Annotated in this window: 14 protein-coding genes; 9 read left to right on the top strand and 5 right to left on the bottom strand. The window is 40.0% G+C overall.

Annotated elements, in window-relative coordinates; all coding sequences use genetic code 11:
• Positions 1-33: 33 nt before the first annotated feature.
• Positions 34-1,560 (bottom strand): hypothetical protein, encoded by a 1,527-nt coding sequence (locus CA730_RS17985; RefSeq protein ID WP_096669369.1) that lies wholly within the window; start codon positions 1,558-1,560, stop codon positions 34-36.
• Positions 1,561-1,817: 257 nt separating this feature from the next.
• On the opposite strand from CA730_RS17985, the gene CA730_RS17980 reads away from it, so the two are divergent.
• The gene (locus tag CA730_RS17980; RefSeq protein ID WP_096669367.1) at positions 1,818-3,431 is read left to right on the top strand and encodes an ArnT family glycosyltransferase; all 1,614 of its coding nucleotides are present in this window, start codon (positions 1,818-1,820) and stop codon (positions 3,429-3,431) included.
• 136 nt (positions 3,432-3,567) lie between these two features.
• On the opposite strand, the gene CA730_RS17975 is transcribed toward CA730_RS17980, so the two are convergent.
• A complete protein-coding gene (locus CA730_RS17975; RefSeq protein ID WP_096669365.1) occupies positions 3,568-3,945 on the bottom strand; it encodes a hypothetical protein in 378 nt (125 codons plus the stop codon).
• A 367-nt stretch (positions 3,946-4,312) separates the two neighbouring features.
• Here CA730_RS17975 and CA730_RS17970 point away from each other — a divergent pair, with 367 nt between their 5' ends.
• Together CA730_RS17970 and CA730_RS17965 are read left to right on the top strand one after the other, a co-directional pair.
• Positions 4,313-6,163: a chloride channel protein gene (locus CA730_RS17970; RefSeq protein ID WP_096669363.1), complete on the top strand. Its 1,851-nt coding sequence runs from the start codon at positions 4,313-4,315 to the stop codon at positions 6,161-6,163.
• A 541-nt stretch (positions 6,164-6,704) separates the two neighbouring features.
• On the top strand, positions 6,705-7,430 hold the full coding sequence (locus CA730_RS17965) for a DevA family ABC transporter ATP-binding protein (protein WP_096669361.1): 726 nt from the start codon (positions 6,705-6,707) through the stop codon (positions 7,428-7,430).
• A gap of 34 nt (positions 7,431-7,464) precedes the next feature.
• On the opposite strand, the gene CA730_RS17960 is transcribed toward CA730_RS17965, so the two are convergent.
• Positions 7,465-8,307: a lysophospholipid acyltransferase family protein gene (locus CA730_RS17960; protein ID WP_096669359.1), complete on the bottom strand. Its 843-nt coding sequence runs from the start codon at positions 8,305-8,307 to the stop codon at positions 7,465-7,467.
• A 370-nt stretch (positions 8,308-8,677) separates the two neighbouring features.
• Here CA730_RS17960 and CA730_RS17955 point away from each other — a divergent pair, with 370 nt between their 5' ends.
• Positions 8,678-9,118 (top strand): hypothetical protein, encoded by a 441-nt coding sequence (locus tag CA730_RS17955; RefSeq protein WP_096669357.1) that lies wholly within the window; start codon positions 8,678-8,680, stop codon positions 9,116-9,118.
• Positions 9,119-9,294: 176 nt separating this feature from the next.
• Complete coding sequence (gene psbV, locus CA730_RS17950) at positions 9,295-9,786, top strand: photosystem II cytochrome c-550 (protein WP_096669355.1); 492 nt, start codon at positions 9,295-9,297, stop codon at positions 9,784-9,786.
• A gap of 85 nt (positions 9,787-9,871) precedes the next feature.
• Here the strand turns inward: psbV and dnaN are convergent, their stop codons facing one another.
• Together dnaN and CA730_RS17940 are read right to left on the bottom strand one after the other, a co-directional pair.
• Positions 9,872-11,023 (bottom strand): DNA polymerase III subunit beta, encoded by a 1,152-nt coding sequence (dnaN, locus tag CA730_RS17945; RefSeq protein ID WP_096669353.1) that lies wholly within the window; start codon positions 11,021-11,023, stop codon positions 9,872-9,874.
• Between the two features lie 720 nt (positions 11,024-11,743).
• Complete coding sequence (locus CA730_RS17940) at positions 11,744-12,478, bottom strand: DUF1995 family protein (RefSeq protein WP_096669351.1); 735 nt, start codon at positions 12,476-12,478, stop codon at positions 11,744-11,746.
• Between the two features lie 337 nt (positions 12,479-12,815).
• Here CA730_RS17940 and kdpA point away from each other — a divergent pair, with 337 nt between their 5' ends.
• From kdpA to CA730_RS17915, 4 genes are all read left to right on the top strand, one after another.
• Entirely contained in the window at positions 12,816-14,501 is a 1,686-nt protein-coding gene (kdpA, locus tag CA730_RS17935; RefSeq protein WP_096669349.1) for a potassium-transporting ATPase subunit KdpA, read from the top strand.
• 109 nt (positions 14,502-14,610) lie between these two features.
• Positions 14,611-16,707 (top strand): potassium-transporting ATPase subunit KdpB, encoded by a 2,097-nt coding sequence (gene kdpB, locus CA730_RS17930; RefSeq protein WP_096669347.1) that lies wholly within the window; start codon positions 14,611-14,613, stop codon positions 16,705-16,707.
• Positions 16,708-16,926: 219 nt separating this feature from the next.
• A complete protein-coding gene (gene kdpC, locus CA730_RS17925; RefSeq protein ID WP_096669345.1) occupies positions 16,927-17,526 on the top strand; it encodes a K(+)-transporting ATPase subunit C in 600 nt (199 codons plus the stop codon).
• A gap of 382 nt (positions 17,527-17,908) precedes the next feature.
• Positions 17,909-19,060, top strand: coding sequence for an anhydro-N-acetylmuramic acid kinase (locus CA730_RS17915; protein WP_096669341.1), 1,152 nt, complete (start codon positions 17,909-17,911; stop codon positions 19,058-19,060).
• Positions 19,061-19,093: the final 33 nt, after the last annotated feature.

The raw sequence follows: 19,093 nt of genomic DNA, 5'->3' as shown, positions 1-19,093 counted from the left end.
CTTCTCAAAGAAGTCGGGTATCTGAATTATTGATTATTCATCTTGATTTCTGGGGGACTGTTTGCCTTTTTTACCTGCATTTTTGACATTCATCACTTTTCCTAGTAAATCAAACCAAAAAGGCGCACCCATTGCAATAGCAATACCACTGACAAACCAACCAGCAATCATACTTAAAACACTGAAAACAGGCAACCCATTAACTCTATATTTTGTGCTGTTAATTTGCTGTTGTACGTTAGCACTTGTCCAACCAATTGGTAATTCAACTTCCTTTAAAATCTCGTTAGGATCTATTTTATTGATATCTGAAGGATTAGAGTCTTGTGGTGCTACTTTTACGGCCTGGTTAATAATTATTTCCCGCAATAAAGAATCCTTAGATAACCGGTTAATGATATGAAAAGTATCGGCATTGGTTGTGATAGCTAAAGTTATCCCAATTAAAATTGCCACTCCTTTAGCATTACGTTTATAAACACCACCGGCTCTTTCCATTGAGCTATCAAAACTATTTTCAATTTCTCTCCGCAAAAGAGTAATACCTTCCTCCGTGCTTTTAGCTCTCATCTGGGCGCGTTTTGCCATAGTTTCAATGTTATCAACTACAGAAGTTGGCAAAATATCAATCAATTCTTTAACTTTTTTATATGTTTCACTATCTTTATCTTGGATAGCTGCTATGACTTCACCATGAATATCACTACCTTTCTTGATAGATTTGACAATTTCATTAATATTAGGTTTTAAGCCTCCTATCACTATGGCTTTTTCTGCGCTTTCAAAAATATCTTGTCTTAAGAATTTTAGTTCCCGCAAAGGCTTATCTAAAATATATTCATGATCAGCTATACTTGCTGCAAAACTTTCTATATATTTAGCTAGGCTATCTCCCATCCTATTTATCACCATGTAGATATCATATTTTTCCTTTTTGAATTCATCAATAATCAGGTTATACTCTAAATCCAACCGTCTATAATCTGCGGCAATATTGGTGGCAAATTCATTAGATAGTTCCTGATTATTAATGTAAACTTGTAACTGAATCAAAATTTGTCTAACATCATCTAACCGTTCAGCTTTGAATTGCTCCAACCTAATTTCAGTTAATTTTTCTACCAATATTGGCAGTTGGAGTGTATCCATAAAAGTATTAGCAAAATTTTCACCACCAATATAGGAAGGCGCACTACGTTTTTGATCACCAAACACAGTTTCTTTTTTAAATCTAGAACTAGACTTTCTAAACAGATTAAATAATGAGCCAAATGCCCAAGTCGCTTTCCGAGGTAAAGTTGCCAATAAACCTTTAGCCTCTTGATTAATGTTTTGAATTAAAGGATTACCGTAAATTTTATTGACAAGTTGAATTATTTCCGGATTTTCTGAAGTTTGAGCATCACCAGCTAAAAGAATTTCAATTGATCTTCTCAAGTGTTCAGCCCGCCATTGCAGTACAGTTGTTAATAGTTCTTGAATTTCTGAAGCCAGTAAACTTAAAATTAAGTAAATAAAAATTAAACCCAGTGCCACATCTAAAATAAAAGGTAAGTTCATTGACATTCTCCTTCAGGGTAGTTGACTAAATGCTAATGGTAGTATTTATATCATTTAATCGTAAAGATGCTTGTAAACTTCTTTAAAAAATCAATAAGAAAATCTTCGCCAAAAAATTATCTCTATTCATGATAAACTGAGTTAATTTGGGATTTAGCCATTGTTTTTGAATATAGATTGTTCCTAGATGGCAACATTGGAGATTCGCTTTGATCTCTATGTGATTAAACATAGCAGTTATAAGATTCGCATAGAATATGCAAGAAGGAAGCTTTATTTGGACTCATCTAGAAAAACAGCACCGTGTGATTGAAAAAAAGATTGATTGGCTATGGCTAATCCTATTGTTATTAGCAGCGGTGATCTTGTTTAGTATCAATCTTGGAGGTTTGCCCTTACAAGATGGCGATGAGGCAACCGTAGCCAGGGTAGCGCGGGAAATTTGGCAAGCCCCGGTAGATTCAATGCGTTGGCTTTATCCCACGTTGGGTGGTGAACCATATCATCACACACCGCCCCTTATGCACTGGTTAATTGCTGGGGCTTATTCTTTGGGTGGTGTCAATGAATGGACAACGCGCCTACCTAGTGCAATTTTGACAGCAACTTCTGTACCTTGCTTGTATTGTTTGGGGAGGGAGATATTTCGTCAACGTTGGGCAGCTATTTATAGTGCTTTGATTTATTTAACAATGCTGCCTGTGGTTCGTTATGGCAGGTTGGCAATGTTAGATGGGGCAGTTGCCTGTTTTTTTATTTTGATGATCTGGTTTGTCTTGCGATCGCGGCGGGATTTACGTTACTGCTTAGGAATAGGCATTAGTTTTGGGTTAATTTGTCTAACTCAAAGCATGATGGGTGTTTATTTAGGTGCAGTTGTTTTAGTCTTTCTTTTTTGCGATACACCCAGACTACTCACAAGTTATTACTTCTGGATAGGGATCTTGATCGGTTGTCTACCTGTATGCTGCTGGTATGGGTTTCAATTATGGCACTATGGATATCCCTTCAGTATTGATGTAAATACATCTTTAAGCCATATTCGAACCATTAATAATGGCACATCCCAAGCACCTTGGTATTATCTTTTAGAAATCGCTAAATGGACATGGCCTTGGTTGATATTTCTCCCCCAAACTATCCGCATTACCTGGGAAAATAATAATTTCAGTTGGGCAAAATTAATTATTATCTGGTCTGGTGTTTATCTATTAATTATTTCCCTAATTAGCTTTAAACTCCCCTGGTATATATTCCCCATTTACCCTAGTTTGGCTTTAGCTTTTGGGTTTCAATTAGCCCAGATGGAAAATGTCCCCTTATTCTCAGGCTATCCCCGCGCTTGGGTAACGAGTTTAGCGATATTGGCGGTAGTAGCCTCTGCCAGTAGTATTTACTTTGGTGGCAGAACATTAGACAAAGCCGAGTTACAGATTATTTTTGCCGCAGTAGCTTTAACTATGACTTTATCCGCAATTTTAGCAGAACGCGGTGATAGACAATTTCTGAAGATTTTAATTTGGGGAAGTTATATTTCTCTATTATTATTAATGAAATCTAATTACTGGGTTTGGGAATTAAATACAGCCTATGCCGTTAAACCCGTAGCGGCAATGATCACGAAAATTAATCCAGCAGTTAAGGAAATCTATACATCTTTTCCCTACCATCGTCCTTCCTTGGATTTTTATAGCGATCGCACCATCATTCCTGCTTCTATCGGTGAACTACAATATTACTGGCAGTATGATAGCCAACCTTATTTTCTTATTAACACATCTACCTTAGAAAACCTCCAGTTTAAATCCATCAAAATCATAGACAAAGTAAAAGACTGGCAATTAATTACCAAACAAAATAACTCATTATAAGTTGGTTGGTGTTAAGAATTGTCGTTGTGGGAAGGGAACAGGGAACGGGGAATAGGGAACAGGGAAGGAATTTTCTTCCTTCTCCTGATAGCGCAGCGTGGCGTTAGCCATACTCCTGACTCCTGACTCCTGAACTCTATTTTTCACCCTGATTCATTTTTTCAATTTTAGGAATTTCTTGACCATTACGACTCATATTGTCTTGAGTCATAGTCACAATCCCGAAAAAAATTGCACTTCCCACAACCAAAGACAATAAAGGACGCTTAATGACGATAAAATCTCTGATGATCCTTGCAAAAGGTCGGCTTTGACGACGGAGAGCCGATGAAATCATCATTTGTCTCCAAATAAATGGATCACGCACATAATGTCCACTTTGGCAAACCACTAATTTTTCCTGACAATAAGGACAGGTAAACAAACCAACATAAGACCTTATTAGCTTTGTTCTGTTATTTTTTTGGCAAATTGGGCAAGTAACATAATGATTATGAAAAGTATTTGTACTCATCTACCTCGTCCGCCTAGTCCCTTGATTCTATTTATAACAATATCTGTATTTAATTTTACTGTAAATCTAGTAATCATGCCATAATCACTGATAGTGATCGGCAAAATACTATGATGGAATTTCAGAATGCAATTGATCCAACGACGTACTCCCCTCAATACTAACCCAAGTTGTTAGTACCGCAGGACAGAATTATTTTTTCTAAATATTTTGTGATTTTCGTTAATTAGTTATTGAGCAGGCAGTTTCTCTGATAATAAACCACAATAAGAAATAATAGACGAAAAATGGATTTTTCTGACATTTACCCTGTTTATCAATATCTAAGAATCCTCAATGATTAAAACCCTACTTTCCCCCATATTCCATGCGGTTCACTCAGTTAATTAATCGTTTCCAAGCCTCTCCCGAAACAGTGGTGCTGTTTTTAGCCGTGCTAATTGGCGGTAGCACAGGTATGGGTATAGTCACCTTTCACTATTTAATCCAGCTAATTAACAACTTCATGTTGGAAAATTTGATGGGACAGATTGGGATTTGGGGTGCTTGGACCTTAGCGGCTGTTCCTATTCTCGGCGGTATCATTGTTGGCCTCATGCGGTGGCGAACTCAAGATTTTGGTCCAGGACTTTCATCCCTAATAGCTGTTTCTCAGGGAAAAGAAGCGAAAAAACCCCTGCGACCGGTGACAAAAATGATCGCTGCGGCAGTTTCTCTTGGTAGTGGTGCATCTTTGGGTCCAGAAGGTCCAAGTGTAGAAATTGGGACTAATTTTGGCGTGTTGTTATCGGACATATTACAAGTCTCTCAAGAGCGTCAGCGGTTACTATTGGGGGCTGGGGCGGCGGCTGGTTTAGCGGCTGGTTTTAACGCCCCCATTGCGGGAGTATTTTTTGCCCTAGAAGTAGTTATGGGCAGTACATATTTTGCTACTTCTGCGGTAAGTGTGATATTACTGGCTGCTGTTGTTGCTGCCTTAATTGCTCAAATTGGTTTAGGTTCACAACCAGCTTTTGCTTTACCTGCTTATCAAGTTCGTAGTTACCTAGAATTACCGCTTTATCTGGGTTTAGGTTTGGGTGCAAGTTTAATTTCTCTTACTTATACTGAATCCATTCGTTTAGCTAAATCTATCTTTACTGGCAATTTCTCACGGTTAACGTTATTAGGTAAAATTCCTCAGTCGATTCAGCCAATTTTTGGTGGTGTAATTATTGGTTTCGTCGGTTGGCAATACCCACAAATTTTAGGTATCGGCTATGGAACTGTAGAAGCGATACTACAGGATGAAGATTTTTCTCTTAATTTATTACTCATTTTACTAGTATTAAAACTGCTAATGACAGCGGTAAGTTCAGGTAGTGGTTTTGTGGGCGGATTATTTGCCCCGGCTATGTTTTTAGGTGCTTCCTTTGGGTCTGCCTACGCTAAATTTTTGGCTTTTATTATACCAGGAATTGGAGAGTATATGGCTGCTCCTCCAGCTTATGCAATGGTAGGTATGGCGGCGGTTTTAGCAGGTAGCGTAAGAGCACCATTAACAGCAATTTTAATGTTATTTGAATTAACCCGTGATTACCGCATTGTTTTACCTTTAATGGCGGCAGTGGGTTTAAGTGTTTGGTTAGTAGAACTAATCAAACCAACTGTAGATGCTAATGCTAATCTGCAACAGATTGGTTTACCTGAATTGAAAGATGAAAAGGTAGAACTTTGGCAGCAAATGTTAGTAGCAGATGCTATGTACACCTGTCCCAAAAAATTATCAGCAACTTTAGGCGTATTAGAGACTGCGGTAGTAATGACGCGGGAACGAATACGCAGTGCTTTAATCATTGATGATGATACTGGTAAACTGGTAGGAATTCTTTCCCTAGAAGATATTAAACGAACTTTTTTTATCTGCCAAAATCTTCCTAATTCATTGCCGGAAATTCAGGAATATTTATCTAGTCAAAAACTGATAGATATTTGTACTACAGATATTCTCTATGCTTGGGATGATGAACCTGTATCTGAAGCTTTAGACCGGATGGCATTACGTGGTTTACATCAATTACCAGTGGTAGCTAAAGACAAGCCCGATTTTATTCTGGGTTTGCTAGAAAGAGAACAAATTGAATTAACTTGTAATTTAACGGCAATCAGTAAGGTACTGCACCAATATTCACCAGTGATTCCCACTACCGAATATATAGAGGAAATTGGTAATTGGTAATTGGTCAATATCGTGGGGACAACCCCCCGTGATTGCTTTGATTTCCATACCCATAATTTCTCATGTATATACGGCGTTGCTGATTAAGGGTATGAATTTTAGTCTCTCGCAAAGGCGCAAAAACGCACTGAGGTTTGAGTTTTAAAGGTTCAATTTGGGAATTTCATACCTCAATATGGCTACGCCACGCAGGCTATCAGCAAGCCCTAACTAGATTACCAATGAAGAGCGATCGCTCTTCATTGGTAAAATCTCTTCACAATGCAGCATATTCTAGTCTAAAGCCACCTTAAATAAAATAGCCGCAGCCGCACAGGCAAAAGCCAATTTCGATCAAAGTTATATTAAAGCACCTCAAAATGGTGTAATTTCTGACATTTATAGCCGTGGGGGTGAAGTAGTATCCGGTAACGGCATTGTCGAACTTGGACAAATAAACTCCAATCAGCCGACCCAGCAAATATGTTTGAAATTCCTGAAAATTCCTCTCTGTTGTCTCTGCGGCTCTGCGTGCAAAAAATCAATCGTTAAAACCTCAACTATGCAAACTATTAACCCTCAAAAACCTGTAATTTATATCGAAAATCTTGATCATTACTTCGGATCTGGACAACTACGAAAACAAGTTTTATTTAACATCAACTTAACTATAAATGCAGGGGAAATTGTGATCATGACAGGTCCTTCTGGTTCTGGTAAAACCACATTATTAACCTTGGCTGGTGGGTTACGTTCTGCCCAATTTGGAAGTTTGCAGATATTAGGTAATGAACTATGTCAAGCCAATGCTAAACAATTAAACCAAGCCCGCAGAAATAATGGTTATATTTTTCAAGCCCATAACTTACACGGTAGCTTAACAGCAATCCAAAACGTGAGAATGGGTTTAGAAGTACAGCCGAAAATGTCGGCACAAGAAATGTTAATACATTCCCAAAAAATGTTAGAAGAAGTAGGATTAGGAAATCGCCTTCATTATTATCCAGATAGTTTATCAGGGGGGCAAAAACAACGAGTGGCGATCGCTCGCGCCTTAGTCAGCAAACCAAAAATAGTCCTAGCAGATGAACCCACCGCCGCACTTGATAAACAATCAGGACGGGATGTGGTAGAACTAATGCAGAAATTAGCTAAAGAACATCATTGTACAATTTTACTTGTCACCCACGATAACCGCATTTTAGATATTGCTGACCGCATTGTTTACATGGAAGACGGTCATCTTGTCGGAGAAAAAAGTTATTCTTTGCAAGATGTAGTGAGTTGAAATACCTGGCGACAAAAGCACCGCCAGGATGATATTAATGATTGGCTTGTTGAATTAAACTATCTAACTCCTGCTGCATTTTACTTCTGACTAACTCATAGCATTCGTCCACATAAGTGCGATCGCTTGCAGCCTCTTTTCCATAGCGGGCAAACACAATCGGCGGACAAACCCTCGTATAGATAGTCACAGGCAAAGGAATATTAGGCAGCGGTCCAAAAGCCAATCCCCAAGGTAATCCCAAATAAATAGGAAACACCAAAGGATCAACCCCAAGCAGCCAAGGCATCCCCATTTTATGAAATTGCTGCATGATTTCATACATATCAGCCAAGACAATCAGAGTATCATGTGACCCCCAGGAAATCGCCGGCACAATCGGTACATTCTCCCGCAGTGCCAACTTAATAAACCCCCTCCGCTCGGCAAAATAAATTTTATCCCGCATCGCATGAGGTCGAAAGACATCCTCAGCACCACCCGGATAAACCAAGACACTAGCGCCAGCCCGCAAAGCCTTGTAAGCCATTTTGGGGTGCGCCCTCACTGCGCCAGCTTTCATCGCCATTTCTGCCGCCGGTGGAAACACATCCCAAACCTTAGGGTGCATCAAACCATAAATCTGTCTTTCGACACTAAAGCGACGCAACCAATCATATAACATCATGGAAGTATCAGGAGAAGCCAGTCCACCATTATGAGAACCGACAACGAGAATTTTGCCATCTGGGACATTTTCCCAGCCACTGGTTTGGACTCGAAAATAACAGTTATATAACAAGCCCAAGATAGGCATCATAGATTCGATGAACCTTGGATCTCGTTGATCCAAAGACCACCCTGTGTTAGTGGTTTGAAGATGCTTTAGTTTGAACATCAGGAAATTTTATCAGGATTTATACGGATCAGACAATCCGCTGTTTTGCAGTTTCATCCAGCCTAACGCAATCTTCCAATTGTTTTCCCCACTCTGGAATGATAAAATGTTCAGTAGGAACACAATCTAATTGTTTCCGTCTAAATAAATAATCTGTCAGAATTACTGATTATTTGCTTAATAGATCTAAGACATTTATATATCAATAACACATAAAAAACCTCTTATTCCCCTCTTGAAGAGGCTACCGTGTACACACATCCTTACCCAAAGTAAGTTTTCCATAACGACAATTTTTAACGCCAACCTACTTAACTTCTTCTTCCTGACACCTGACAACGATATAAACATTTAAGAGCATAGAAATAACATGAAAACTTTGAGCCTAGTTACAATTGCTTCCTTAGCACTCACAATGGGCTTATTACTGAATCAGTCCAGCTTTGCTAAAACCCCACAATTAGAAATTAACTCTAAATTTGATAAAGACCCATTAGTATTAAACGGTACATCTGGAGGAGGTGTAAAAAGTAACTGTGGAAATATTAACACCGCACCTAATCAAATAATTGAAGTTACAGAACCATTGCCTTATCTACGATTGACGGTAGAAAGTCAAGGACAGCCAACACTATTGATTGACGGACCAGGGGGGCGATTTTGTATGCTTGCTGATAGTTATAGCGGTGGCAAAGCAGAATTCTCCGGTTACTGGCAGCCAGGCAAATATTTAGTGTATGTGGGTGATTTGTCACAAGACAGGTTCAACTACACCCTCGCCATTTCCCAGCAAAAACAAGCGCCGAAATAGTACGCCTGTAAGATTTTATGGCATCGCTAAAACAACAACAATTTTAGCTTTGTTTCTCCTATCCTAGCTAGAAATTTAAATTACAAGAGTTTAAGGGATCGTATTTTTGGCAACAAATTGGACTCCTAACATGATATTGGTATTACAGTGACTCAATAAAATCTTTGAGGAGAAATATGTTTAAAAGACTAATTGGTGTTGTTGTTGCTACTATTTTGCTGACATTACAGATGTTTGTCGGTACTGCAACAGCTTTAGAACTGGATGAAACTATCCGTACAGTGCCATTAAATGACAAAGGCGATACAGTTGTTCTCAGCTTAAAACAAGTCAAAAAAGGTAAACGACTATTCAATTACGCTTGCGCTCAATGTCATGCTGGTGGAGTTACCAAGACTAACCAAAATGTGGGACTTGAACCTGAAGCCCTAGCAGGGGCTTTACCTAACCGCAATAATATTGAAGGTTTAGTGGACTATATGAAAAATCCCACTACCTATGATGGCGCAACAGAAATTTCGGAAATCCACCCCAGTTTGAAGAGTGCAAATATTTTCCGAGTCATGCGAAATCTGACCGAAGATGATTTGAAAGCGATCGCTGGACACATTCTCTTAGAACCAAAAGTTGTTGGCACTAAATGGGGTGGCGGTAAAATTTATTACTAAACTATCCTGATTCAGTCATACAAATTGTCAGGGAACAGAAAATAGATTCCCTGACCAAATTGTGTGACAGGTGACAGGTCAAAAACTAATTTCTAAGCTGTACAGGCATAGCTAAATAGGTCATTTTCAATCCACCCAAAGGTGTGAAAATTACCGGAGTTAAACTTTGATTTAAGTGCATTTGAATTTCTGAAGATGGTAATTCCTTCAAACCTTCCATCAGATATTTAACATTAAAAGCAATGTCTATATCTTCCCCAGATATTTGTGCTGGCATTGATTCTGTACCACTACCAACATCTTGCGCTTCACAAGATAAAGTAATCTCTTGATTGGTATTATCAATGCTGACTTTGACAATATTATTTTTCTGATCTGCTAACACCGCAATTCGTTCCAAAGTGCTGATAAATTGCTTTCTTTCTAATGTAACTTGGCGTTCAAATTTTCGAGGAATTAATTGCCGATAAGCGGGATATTGTCCTTCTAAAGTGCGGCTGGTAAGGCGTTGATTTTGCCAAGCAAATACTACTTGACCTTGATCAAGATATACGGCTACAGTTTCTTCTGATGTGGAGTTATGTCCTAACATCCGTTGTAGTTCTCGTAATGCTCTTGCCGGTACTGTTACCTCTACTTGTTCGCTACCCTCTACAGGACGCTCATTTGTAGTTTCCAAAACGGCTAATCTGTGTCCGTCGGTAGCAGCAAATTCTAAAGTGTCTTGTTTTAGGGTTAAATGTACGCCAGTGAGGACTTGCTTAGTTTCATCGGAACTGGTAGCAAACAAAGAACCTTTCAATCCTTCAATTAGTGCGGCTGTGGTGAGAGTAATTGCTTCGGCGTTTTCAATCAGAGGTAATTCAGGAAATTCTTCCGCGCCCATTGCGCGGACTTGATAACGTCCGCTCTTAGGTTTGAGAGTGACAAGTATACCTTCTCCAGTATTATCTGCTGATTGATCATCCAGTGTAATTTCCCCTTCTGGAAGACGAGAGGTGATATCTACAAGCAGTTTGGCAGGGAGAGCAATTGTCCCACTTTCTAAGACCTCAGCACTAAAGCTGGTACGGATACCTAAACTGAGATCAAAGGCTGTTAAACTAACTTGATTAGTTTCTGCATCTGCTTGTAATAAGATATTGGCAAGAACAGGATGAGTGGGTCTGGAAGGGACAGCACGACTGACGAGAGAAAGGTTGCTACTAAGATCGCTTTGAGAACAGATTAACTTCATTTTTAAATTCAATAATGGGAAAATGGGTAATTGGTAATTGTAATTGGTAAATAGGCAGGCAAAATAAATTATATAAAAGATTGGGATTTAATGTAGGGGTAGTGCCCCCGTGCCTACCCCAATTAATCGGGTAGTGCCCCGTGCCTACCCCAATTAATCGGGTAGTGCCCCCGTGCCTACCCCAATTCACTGGGCAATAAATTATAAAAGATTGGGATTGAATGTAGGGGTAGCGCCCCCGTGCCTACCCCAATTCATTGGGAAATAAATTATACAAAAGATTGGGATTGAATGTAGGGGTAGCGCCCCCGTGCCTACCCCAATTCATTGGGAAATAAATTATACAAAAGATTGGGATTGAATGTAGGGGTAGCGCCCCCGTGCCTACCCCAATTCATTGGGAAATAAATTATACAAAAGATTGGGATTGAATGTAGGGGTAGCGCCCCCGTGCCTACCCCAATTCATTCGGCGCCCCCGTGCCTACCCCAATTCATCGGCGCCCCCGTGCCTACCCCAATTCATCGGCGCCCCCGTGCCTACCCCAATTCATTGGGCAATAAATTATACAAAAGATTGGGATTGAATGTAGGGGTAGCGCCCCCGTGCCTACCCCAATTCATCGGCGCCCCCGTGCCTACCCCAATTAATCGGGTAGCGCCCCCGTGCCTACCCCAATTCACTGGGCAACCACAGGGGGTTTGCCTCTACGGTGTGATCTTAATTGCTTAAAGCCTTGATAAACCGTTGCAAACTCTTAAACACACTAGGTTTTTTGGTGGGTGTAGCGTCCGTAGTGTTTGCCGTTTGTCCTCCCATAAGAATTGCGTCTAATTCGTCACCGGAGGGTTTTTTGGAGAGTTCAACAATTTTTTGATATTCGTTTTCTATTTCTTGCCATACTTCCCATTGTCCAGGGTAGCAACGGAACAGGGCAGATTCATCATCTACGGGACGGATATAGTAACAAGATTCGATGGTACTAATGAAGCGACGACGGGTTTCTCTGGCTGTATAACCGATACCAACGATACTAGAATCTTCTAGTCGTGGTGTTAACATGATTGTAGGGCGATCGCCGATCAGTTCACACAGCTTTTCTAATTGTGGGACTTCTACGGAGGTGGGGGCGATAAATAGGAAAATTTCATCCTCTGGCTGAATTTTTGCTTCTAGGGATGCAGCCCTACCAGTACCAATATCGGAAATTTTGAATTGTGCATCTGTCCAATCACGACGGGCTAAAGCAGCCGCACCGGCATCAGCAAAGAAGACTTTGAGACGAGATTCGTATTCAGTAAATTGGGGGAGAAATTGTTCTGCAACCGTCATAAATTTGAGTTCGGGAAATAATAACTCAACCTGAATCCGAGTTATACCATCAGCTAAAGCTGATTTTACCGCTTCACAAGATTGAGCGATCGCATCTTCTAAGGTTTTTGGTAGTTCAGCCATAGTTTATCAAGTCGCTGGGTTAATATTTAATTCTCTACTATATTGATTTAGGTAGTATGAAAAATCATCCAATCACTAAAAATTCAATTTATTAGTAATTTAGGCATTATTGTTGAGTGTTATGGCAGGAGTCACTGAGTCAGGAGTAAAAACCTGTTGTGAACGGAGTTTCATGAATACCTACGGTACGTTGACACGAACAATTCATGTCCTAACCACCTTGACCGTTACTATAACTAAAACCTCTTTCCTGTTCCCTGTTCCCTGTTCCCTTACCATAACGACAATTTTTAACGCCAACCTACTTAGAAATTCAGTTGAATAGAGTGCAAACTACATGAGTCAAGGTTTTTTACAAATTGCTTTAACGCTGTGTATTGTCGTATTCATTACGCCTATACTAGGGAAATACATAGCTCGTGTTTTTTTGGGAGAAAGGACAATCCTTGATCCTGTAATGAAGCCCCTAGAGGCAATAATTTATATTTTAGGAGGTGTGGGTAAAAAAAATGATATGACGGGTTGGCAGTATATCCGCGCCTTACTATGCAGTAACTTAGTCATGGGTGTGGGAGTTTATGCGCTGCTTTATTATCAGAAATTTCTCCCCTGGAATCCCAACGGACTGGGGAGGATGAGATGGGATTTATTACTACATACCACAATTTCCTTCCTGACCAATACCGACCAACAACACTACACCACAGAAAATACCTTTAGTTATTTTAGCCAAACATCAGCTTTAGGTTTTTTAATGTTTACCTCAGCAGCTAGTGGTTTAGTAGTGGGAATTGCCTTTATTCGGGGGTTAACAGGGAGAAAATTGGGGAATTTTTATGTAGATTTTACCCAGGCTATCACTAGGATATTATTACCTTTATCTATTGTGGGGGCGATCGCTCTCATCATCGCCGGAGTACCTCAAACCCTAGCCCAAACCATATTAGTAGAAACCTTAGAAGGGAGAATCCAGTACATAGCCAGAGGTCCAGTAGCATCCTGGGAAATGATCAAAATGTTAGGAGAAAATGGTGGCGGCTTTTTTACCGCTAATTCCGCTCATCCTTTTGAAAATCCCAATGGCGCTTCTAACCTAATAGAAATCATCGCCATGTTGGCTATCCCCACCTCCCTAATTTACACCTACGGAGTATTTGCCAATAACCTCAAACAAGCCTGGCTATTATTTTCAATGGTGTTTATCATCTTTGTCGTTCTTATTGGCGTTACAGCCACAGGAGAATTACAAGGAAATCCGCTCATTAACAATGCCTTGCGCTTAGAATTACCCAACTTAGAAGGCAAAGAAGTCAGATTTGATTGGGCGCAAACCGCATTATGGGCAGTTACAACCACAGCCACTATGTGCGGTGCTGTTAACGGAATGCACGATTCCCTCATGCCCAGTGGCACATTTTCTACCTTATTCAACCTATTTTTACAAATAATTTGGGGAGGACAAGGCATAGGAACAGCTTATCTCTTCATTTATCTGATGCTCACCGTTTTTATCACCGGTTTAATGGTAGGGCGCACACCAGAAATTTTTGGGCGCAAAATTGAAAAATGGGAAATTATTCTAGCTAGTGTAGTGCTATTAATTCACCCCATGATGATTTTAATTCCCAGTTCCATAGCTTTAGCTTATCCTATATCCTTGTCGGGAATTAGTAACCCAAGTTTTCATGGAATTTCCCAAGTAGTTTATGAATACGCCTCAGCCTCAGCCAATAACGGTTCTGGCTTAGAAGGATTAAATGACAGCACATTATGGTGGAACTTAAGTACAACTGTCAGTATTTTCCTAGGACGTTATATACCCATTATTGCCCTACTTCTCTTAGCTGATAGTATGTCTAAAAAACAAGCCAGTCCAGCAAGTCGGGGAACTTTGAAAACAGATTCTCTGCTATTTACTGGCATTACTGCTGGTGTCACCCTAATTTTAGGCATCCTCACATTCTTCCCTGTTCTAGCTCTAGGCCCAATCGCCGAAGGCTTTAAACTCGCCTCTGGTAGTTAGCAAAAATGAGGGAATAGAGATAACAAAGATGAAGATAATTTCCTTCTTTCTGTCTTCTTCCTTCTTTCTTCTAACTCCTAACTCCTGACTCCTAAAAAATTACTTATATATGAACTCAGCAACCACCTCTAATTCTAAAGCTCCCCGTCCTCCTTATCGCCGTAAGAAACACAGAAAAACGCGAGTATCTAACAAAGGAATGTATTTCCGGGCAATAGGAGATGCTTTCATTAAACTGTATCCCCAGTATGCCATCAAAAATCCAGTCATGTTTTTAGTATGGATGGGAACAATTATCACTTTCTCAGTCACCATTTACCCCGAATTGTTCGGTCCAATAAATCAAAAAAATCCCCATCTGTTTAACGGACTATTAACGGGAATTTTATTATTCACAGTTCTATTTAGCAACTTTGCCGAAGCCGTAGCCGAGGGACGAGGTAAAGCCCAAGCCGATACCTTACGTTCCACCCAATCAGCCACCATTGCCAAAACTATCACCGTTGACGGCACAATTACAGAAGTTCCTGCCAACAGCTTAAAACAGGGAGACACTATATATGTAGTCTCAGGCGATGTGATACCCGCAGATGGTGAAGTCATCATGGGTGTTGCTTCTGTAGATGAATCAGCAATTACAGGTGAATCTGCCCCAGTCCTCAAAGAATCAGGTTCAGACGTTGCCAGTTCAGTTACAGGTGGTACACGCATAATTTCTGATGAACTGATTATTCGTGTTACTGCTGAACCAGGCAAAGGCTTTATTGACCGGATGATTGCTCTGGTCGAAGGAGCAGAACGGACTAAAACCCCTAATGAAATTGCCTTAACAGTATTATTAGCAGTTCTGAGTTTAGTATTTTTATTCGTAGTAGCCACCCTGCCCGCCTTTGCCTACTATGTGAATAGTCCTGTGAGCATTCCTGTTCTCATTGCTCTTTTGGTAGCCCTTATCCCCACAACTATTGGCGGTTTACTGAGTACCATTGGTATTGCGGGTATGGATAGAGTGGCACAATTTAACGTCATTGCCACCTCTGGTAGGGCAATAGAAGCCTGTGGCGATATTAATACTCTGGTGCTTGATAAAACTGGAACAATCACCCTTGGCAACCGTTTAGCAGAAGAGTTTATCCCCATCAATGGTCATTCAATTACAGAAATTGCTAACGTGGCTTTGGCGGCTAGTATTTTTGACGATACTCCAGAAGGTAAATCTATTGTCCGACTGGCAGAAAAGTTAGGGGCAAATTTTGATTTAAACCACAAACAAGCACAGGGGATAGAATTTTCGGCAAAAACCCGCATGAGTGGTACTAATTTACCTGGGGGTATGGAAGTACGGAAAGGCTCAGTAGAAGCAATTAAAGGCTTTGTTCTCTCCCGTCATGGACAGAATACCCCAGAATTAGATGTTGCTTATGAACAAGTTTCTCGTCAAGGGGGTACACCTTTAGCAGTATGTCTGGATAACAAAATTTATGGTGTTATCTATCTCAAAGATATTGTGAAACCTGGTATCCGCGAACGATTTGACCAACTCCGACGGATGGGAGTACGGACTATCATGCTGACGGGAGATAACCGAATTACTGCTTCTGTGATTGCCCAAGAAGCTGGAGTAGATGAATTTATTGCTGAAGCGACACCAGAAGATAAAATCAGTGTAATTCAACGGGAACAGGCTGAGGGTAAAATTGTAGCGATGACAGGGGATGGAACTAATGATGCTCCCGCTTTGGCACAAGCTAATGTAGGTCTGGCAATGAATACGGGAACGCAAGCAGCTAAGGAAGCGGCTAATATGGTGGATTTAGATTCTGATCCCACCAAATTAATTGATATCGTTAGTATCGGCAAGCAATTGTTAATTACTCGTGGAGCGTTGACGACGTTTTCTATCGCTAATGATATTGCTAAATATTTTGCGATTATTCCCGTACTTTTCACCGCTGCTAATTTAGGAAGTTTGAATATTATGAAGTTGAGTAGCGTTAATTCGGCTATTCTTTCGGCGTTGATTTACAATGCTTTAATTATTCCGGCTTTGATTCCTTTAGCATTAAAAGGTATTCAGTTTCGACCTTTAACCGCTAATCAACTTCTGCAACGAAATATTTTAATTTATGGCTTAGGTGGGGTGATTGCTCCATTTATTGCGATTAAATTAATAGATATGATGATTACATTTGTGGGTTTAGCGTAAATAATTATGTGAATAGGTAATTGGTAATTCTTGCCTTTTACCTCTTGTTATCTTACCTTTTGCTTTATGAAAATAATACCATTTTTCAACCAGAATGATTTTAAATGGGTTACAAAATTTATAGAAAAAGCCATACAGCACTTTTACTCCTATATCCTGACTGGGAGCCTACTTCGGTGAATCCTCTTATTAAATTCAAGATTAAATCAAGATTAAATTATGTCTATTTTTAGAGAAACTTTCAAGGCAATTAGAATAACTTTGGTAATTTGGTTATTAACAGCAATTGTCTATCCTCTTTTTATATTGCTAGTCGGTCAGTCTTTTTTCCCCATTTCAGCTAATGGTAGTATGATTTCAAATATCAATAATCAACTTATTGGTTCGACTTTAATTGGTCAGGGATTTACATCTGATCGTTATTTTCATGGTCGTCCTAGCGCTGTTAGATATAGTCAAGGTAAAAAAGCTCAACCGACTGGTATTTCTGGAGGTAGTAATCTCGCTCCCACTAACCCAGAACTTAAAAAACGTATTCTCAAGCAGGTGGAAGAATTACAGAATCAGGATAAACAACCTGTGGGTGATTTGATTTATACGTCAGGGTCTGGTTTAGACCCACATATTTCTTTAAAAGCAGCACGACAACAAATAGAGAGAGTGGCACAGGCACGGGGTATTCAGGAAGATGATATTATTCCGTTGATTAATAAGTATTTTGATGGCAGGTTTTTAGGAATTTTTGGTGAACCAGGGGTAAATATTTTACGTTTAAATTATGCTTTGGATTTACAAGATATTAATCTTCAGCAAAATTAGTTAGGGGTTGCTGATAGTGAAGCGTGGCATAAAATGTAGGGGCGCAGGGCTTGCAAGGGTTTTCGGCATTCTCCTTATCAATACTATTGCCAAAGCCCTGAAACCCTATTGATACAGCAGATTCCGCTCTAATGAGGTACAAGGTTGAATCATGAAACTCTTGTGGTGCGGGCATCTTGCCCGCTAGATGTGTACCTCATAACACCGGAAAGTGCTGTATCGTCACGATTTTATTGGGTTTCAGACATATTTTGGAAAATTGGCAATAGTATTACTTTATAAAAAGGGATTTTTAAATTCAAGCATAGTCAAAGTATTGTTTTGACATGGGTAATAGGATCAATTACACTACGATCGCAAATTCATAAAAGTATTTGAGTCAATGCAACCGACTCGCGTAATTGGTTTAATGAGTGGTACGTCCGTAGATGGGATAGATACCGCTTTAGTAGAAATTTCCGGTAGAGATTTGGATTTGAAAGTGAAATTACTGGCAGGGGAAACCTATCCCTACTCCCCTCAACTCAGAGAACACATTCTTGGGCTGGGGGCTGGTACGGCGATATCAATGGCAGATTTAGCCGCAATAGATGATGCGATCGCTCATAATTTTGCCCAAGCTGCTCAACATATTCAATTTGGTCATCCCAGAGCCACTCTCATCGGTTCTCATGGTCAAACTGTTTACCATCGTCCACCCCAAGGACTAGAAGAACTGGGTTATAGCTGCCAATTGGGACGGGGCGCGATGATTGCCCACTTAACAGGTATTACTACTGTCAGTAATTTCCGAATAGCAGATATAGCTGCTTATGGTCACGGTGCGCCCCTTGTTCCTAAAGTAGATGCCTATTTACTCAGTCATCTCCAGGAAGAACGTTGTATTCAAAATATTGGTGGTATTGGTAATGTTACGTATCTTCCTGCCCGTAGTGATGATTGGTTGTCGCAAATTCGCGGCTGGGATACAGGTCCAGGTAATAGTTTATTGGATCTAGCCGTCCAGCATTTTACAAGTGGCACTAAAAGCTATGATAATAATGGTGATTGGGCAGCCAGTGGTACACCCTGTTACCCCTTGGTGGAAAAATGGCTAAGTCACGAGTATTTCCATTTACCACCACCCAAATCTACTGGACGGGAGTTATTTGGGATTACCTATTTGCATGATTGTTTAGAGGATGCCCAACCCTACCAACTTAATGCCGCAGATTTTTTAGCAACTATCACAGAATTAACGGCAGTTTCTATTGTCCATAGTTATGATAATTTTCTCCCTAAAAGACCACATAAGGTAATATTATGTGGTGGTGGCAGTCGTAATAGTTACTTAAAAAATCGCTTACAGTTGCTGTTGGGGAATGTTCCAGTGTCAACTACAGATAAGTTTGGCTTAAGCGCTGCATTTAAAGAAGCGATCGCTTTTGCGGTTTTAGCATACTGGCGAAACATCAATATTCCTGGTAACTTACCCGCAGTCACAGGAGCATATCAAGAGATGCTTTTAGGAGAAATTCACGATAATTATCGCTAATTTAGTCTCTTGTCTCTCAAAATACTATGTTAG

This window comes from Dolichospermum compactum NIES-806 (assembly GCF_002368115.1).
GTDB lineage: Bacteria > Cyanobacteriota > Cyanobacteriia > Cyanobacteriales > Nostocaceae > Dolichospermum > Dolichospermum compactum.
The sequence above is the reverse complement of the archived record's forward strand: the minus strand, read 5'-3'. Positions and strand labels throughout refer to the sequence as shown.

Coding starts and splice junctions, on each gene's coding strand:
- CA730_RS17985 (WP_096669369.1), bottom strand. CDS start 1,560: ATGAACTTACCTTTTATTTTAGATGTGGCACTGGGTTTAATTTTTATT.
- CA730_RS17980 (WP_096669367.1), top strand. CDS start 1,818: ATGCAAGAAGGAAGCTTTATTTGGACTCATCTAGAAAAACAGCACCGT.
- CA730_RS17975 (WP_096669365.1), bottom strand. CDS start 3,945: ATGAGTACAAATACTTTTCATAATCATTATGTTACTTGCCCAATTTGC.
- CA730_RS17970 (WP_096669363.1), top strand. CDS start 4,313: ATGCGGTTCACTCAGTTAATTAATCGTTTCCAAGCCTCTCCCGAAACA.
- CA730_RS17965 (WP_096669361.1), top strand. CDS start 6,705: ATGCAAACTATTAACCCTCAAAAACCTGTAATTTATATCGAAAATCTT.
- CA730_RS17960 (WP_096669359.1), bottom strand. CDS start 8,307: ATGTTCAAACTAAAGCATCTTCAAACCACTAACACAGGGTGGTCTTTG.
- CA730_RS17955 (WP_096669357.1), top strand. CDS start 8,678: ATGAAAACTTTGAGCCTAGTTACAATTGCTTCCTTAGCACTCACAATG.
- psbV (WP_096669355.1), top strand. CDS start 9,295: ATGTTTAAAAGACTAATTGGTGTTGTTGTTGCTACTATTTTGCTGACA.
- dnaN (WP_096669353.1), bottom strand. CDS start 11,023: ATGAAGTTAATCTGTTCTCAAAGCGATCTTAGTAGCAACCTTTCTCTC.
- CA730_RS17940 (WP_096669351.1), bottom strand. CDS start 12,478: ATGGCTGAACTACCAAAAACCTTAGAAGATGCGATCGCTCAATCTTGT.
- kdpA (WP_096669349.1), top strand. CDS start 12,816: ATGAGTCAAGGTTTTTTACAAATTGCTTTAACGCTGTGTATTGTCGTA.
- kdpB (WP_096669347.1), top strand. CDS start 14,611: ATGAACTCAGCAACCACCTCTAATTCTAAAGCTCCCCGTCCTCCTTAT.
- kdpC (WP_096669345.1), top strand. CDS start 16,927: ATGTCTATTTTTAGAGAAACTTTCAAGGCAATTAGAATAACTTTGGTA.
- CA730_RS17915 (WP_096669341.1), top strand. CDS start 17,909: ATGCAACCGACTCGCGTAATTGGTTTAATGAGTGGTACGTCCGTAGAT.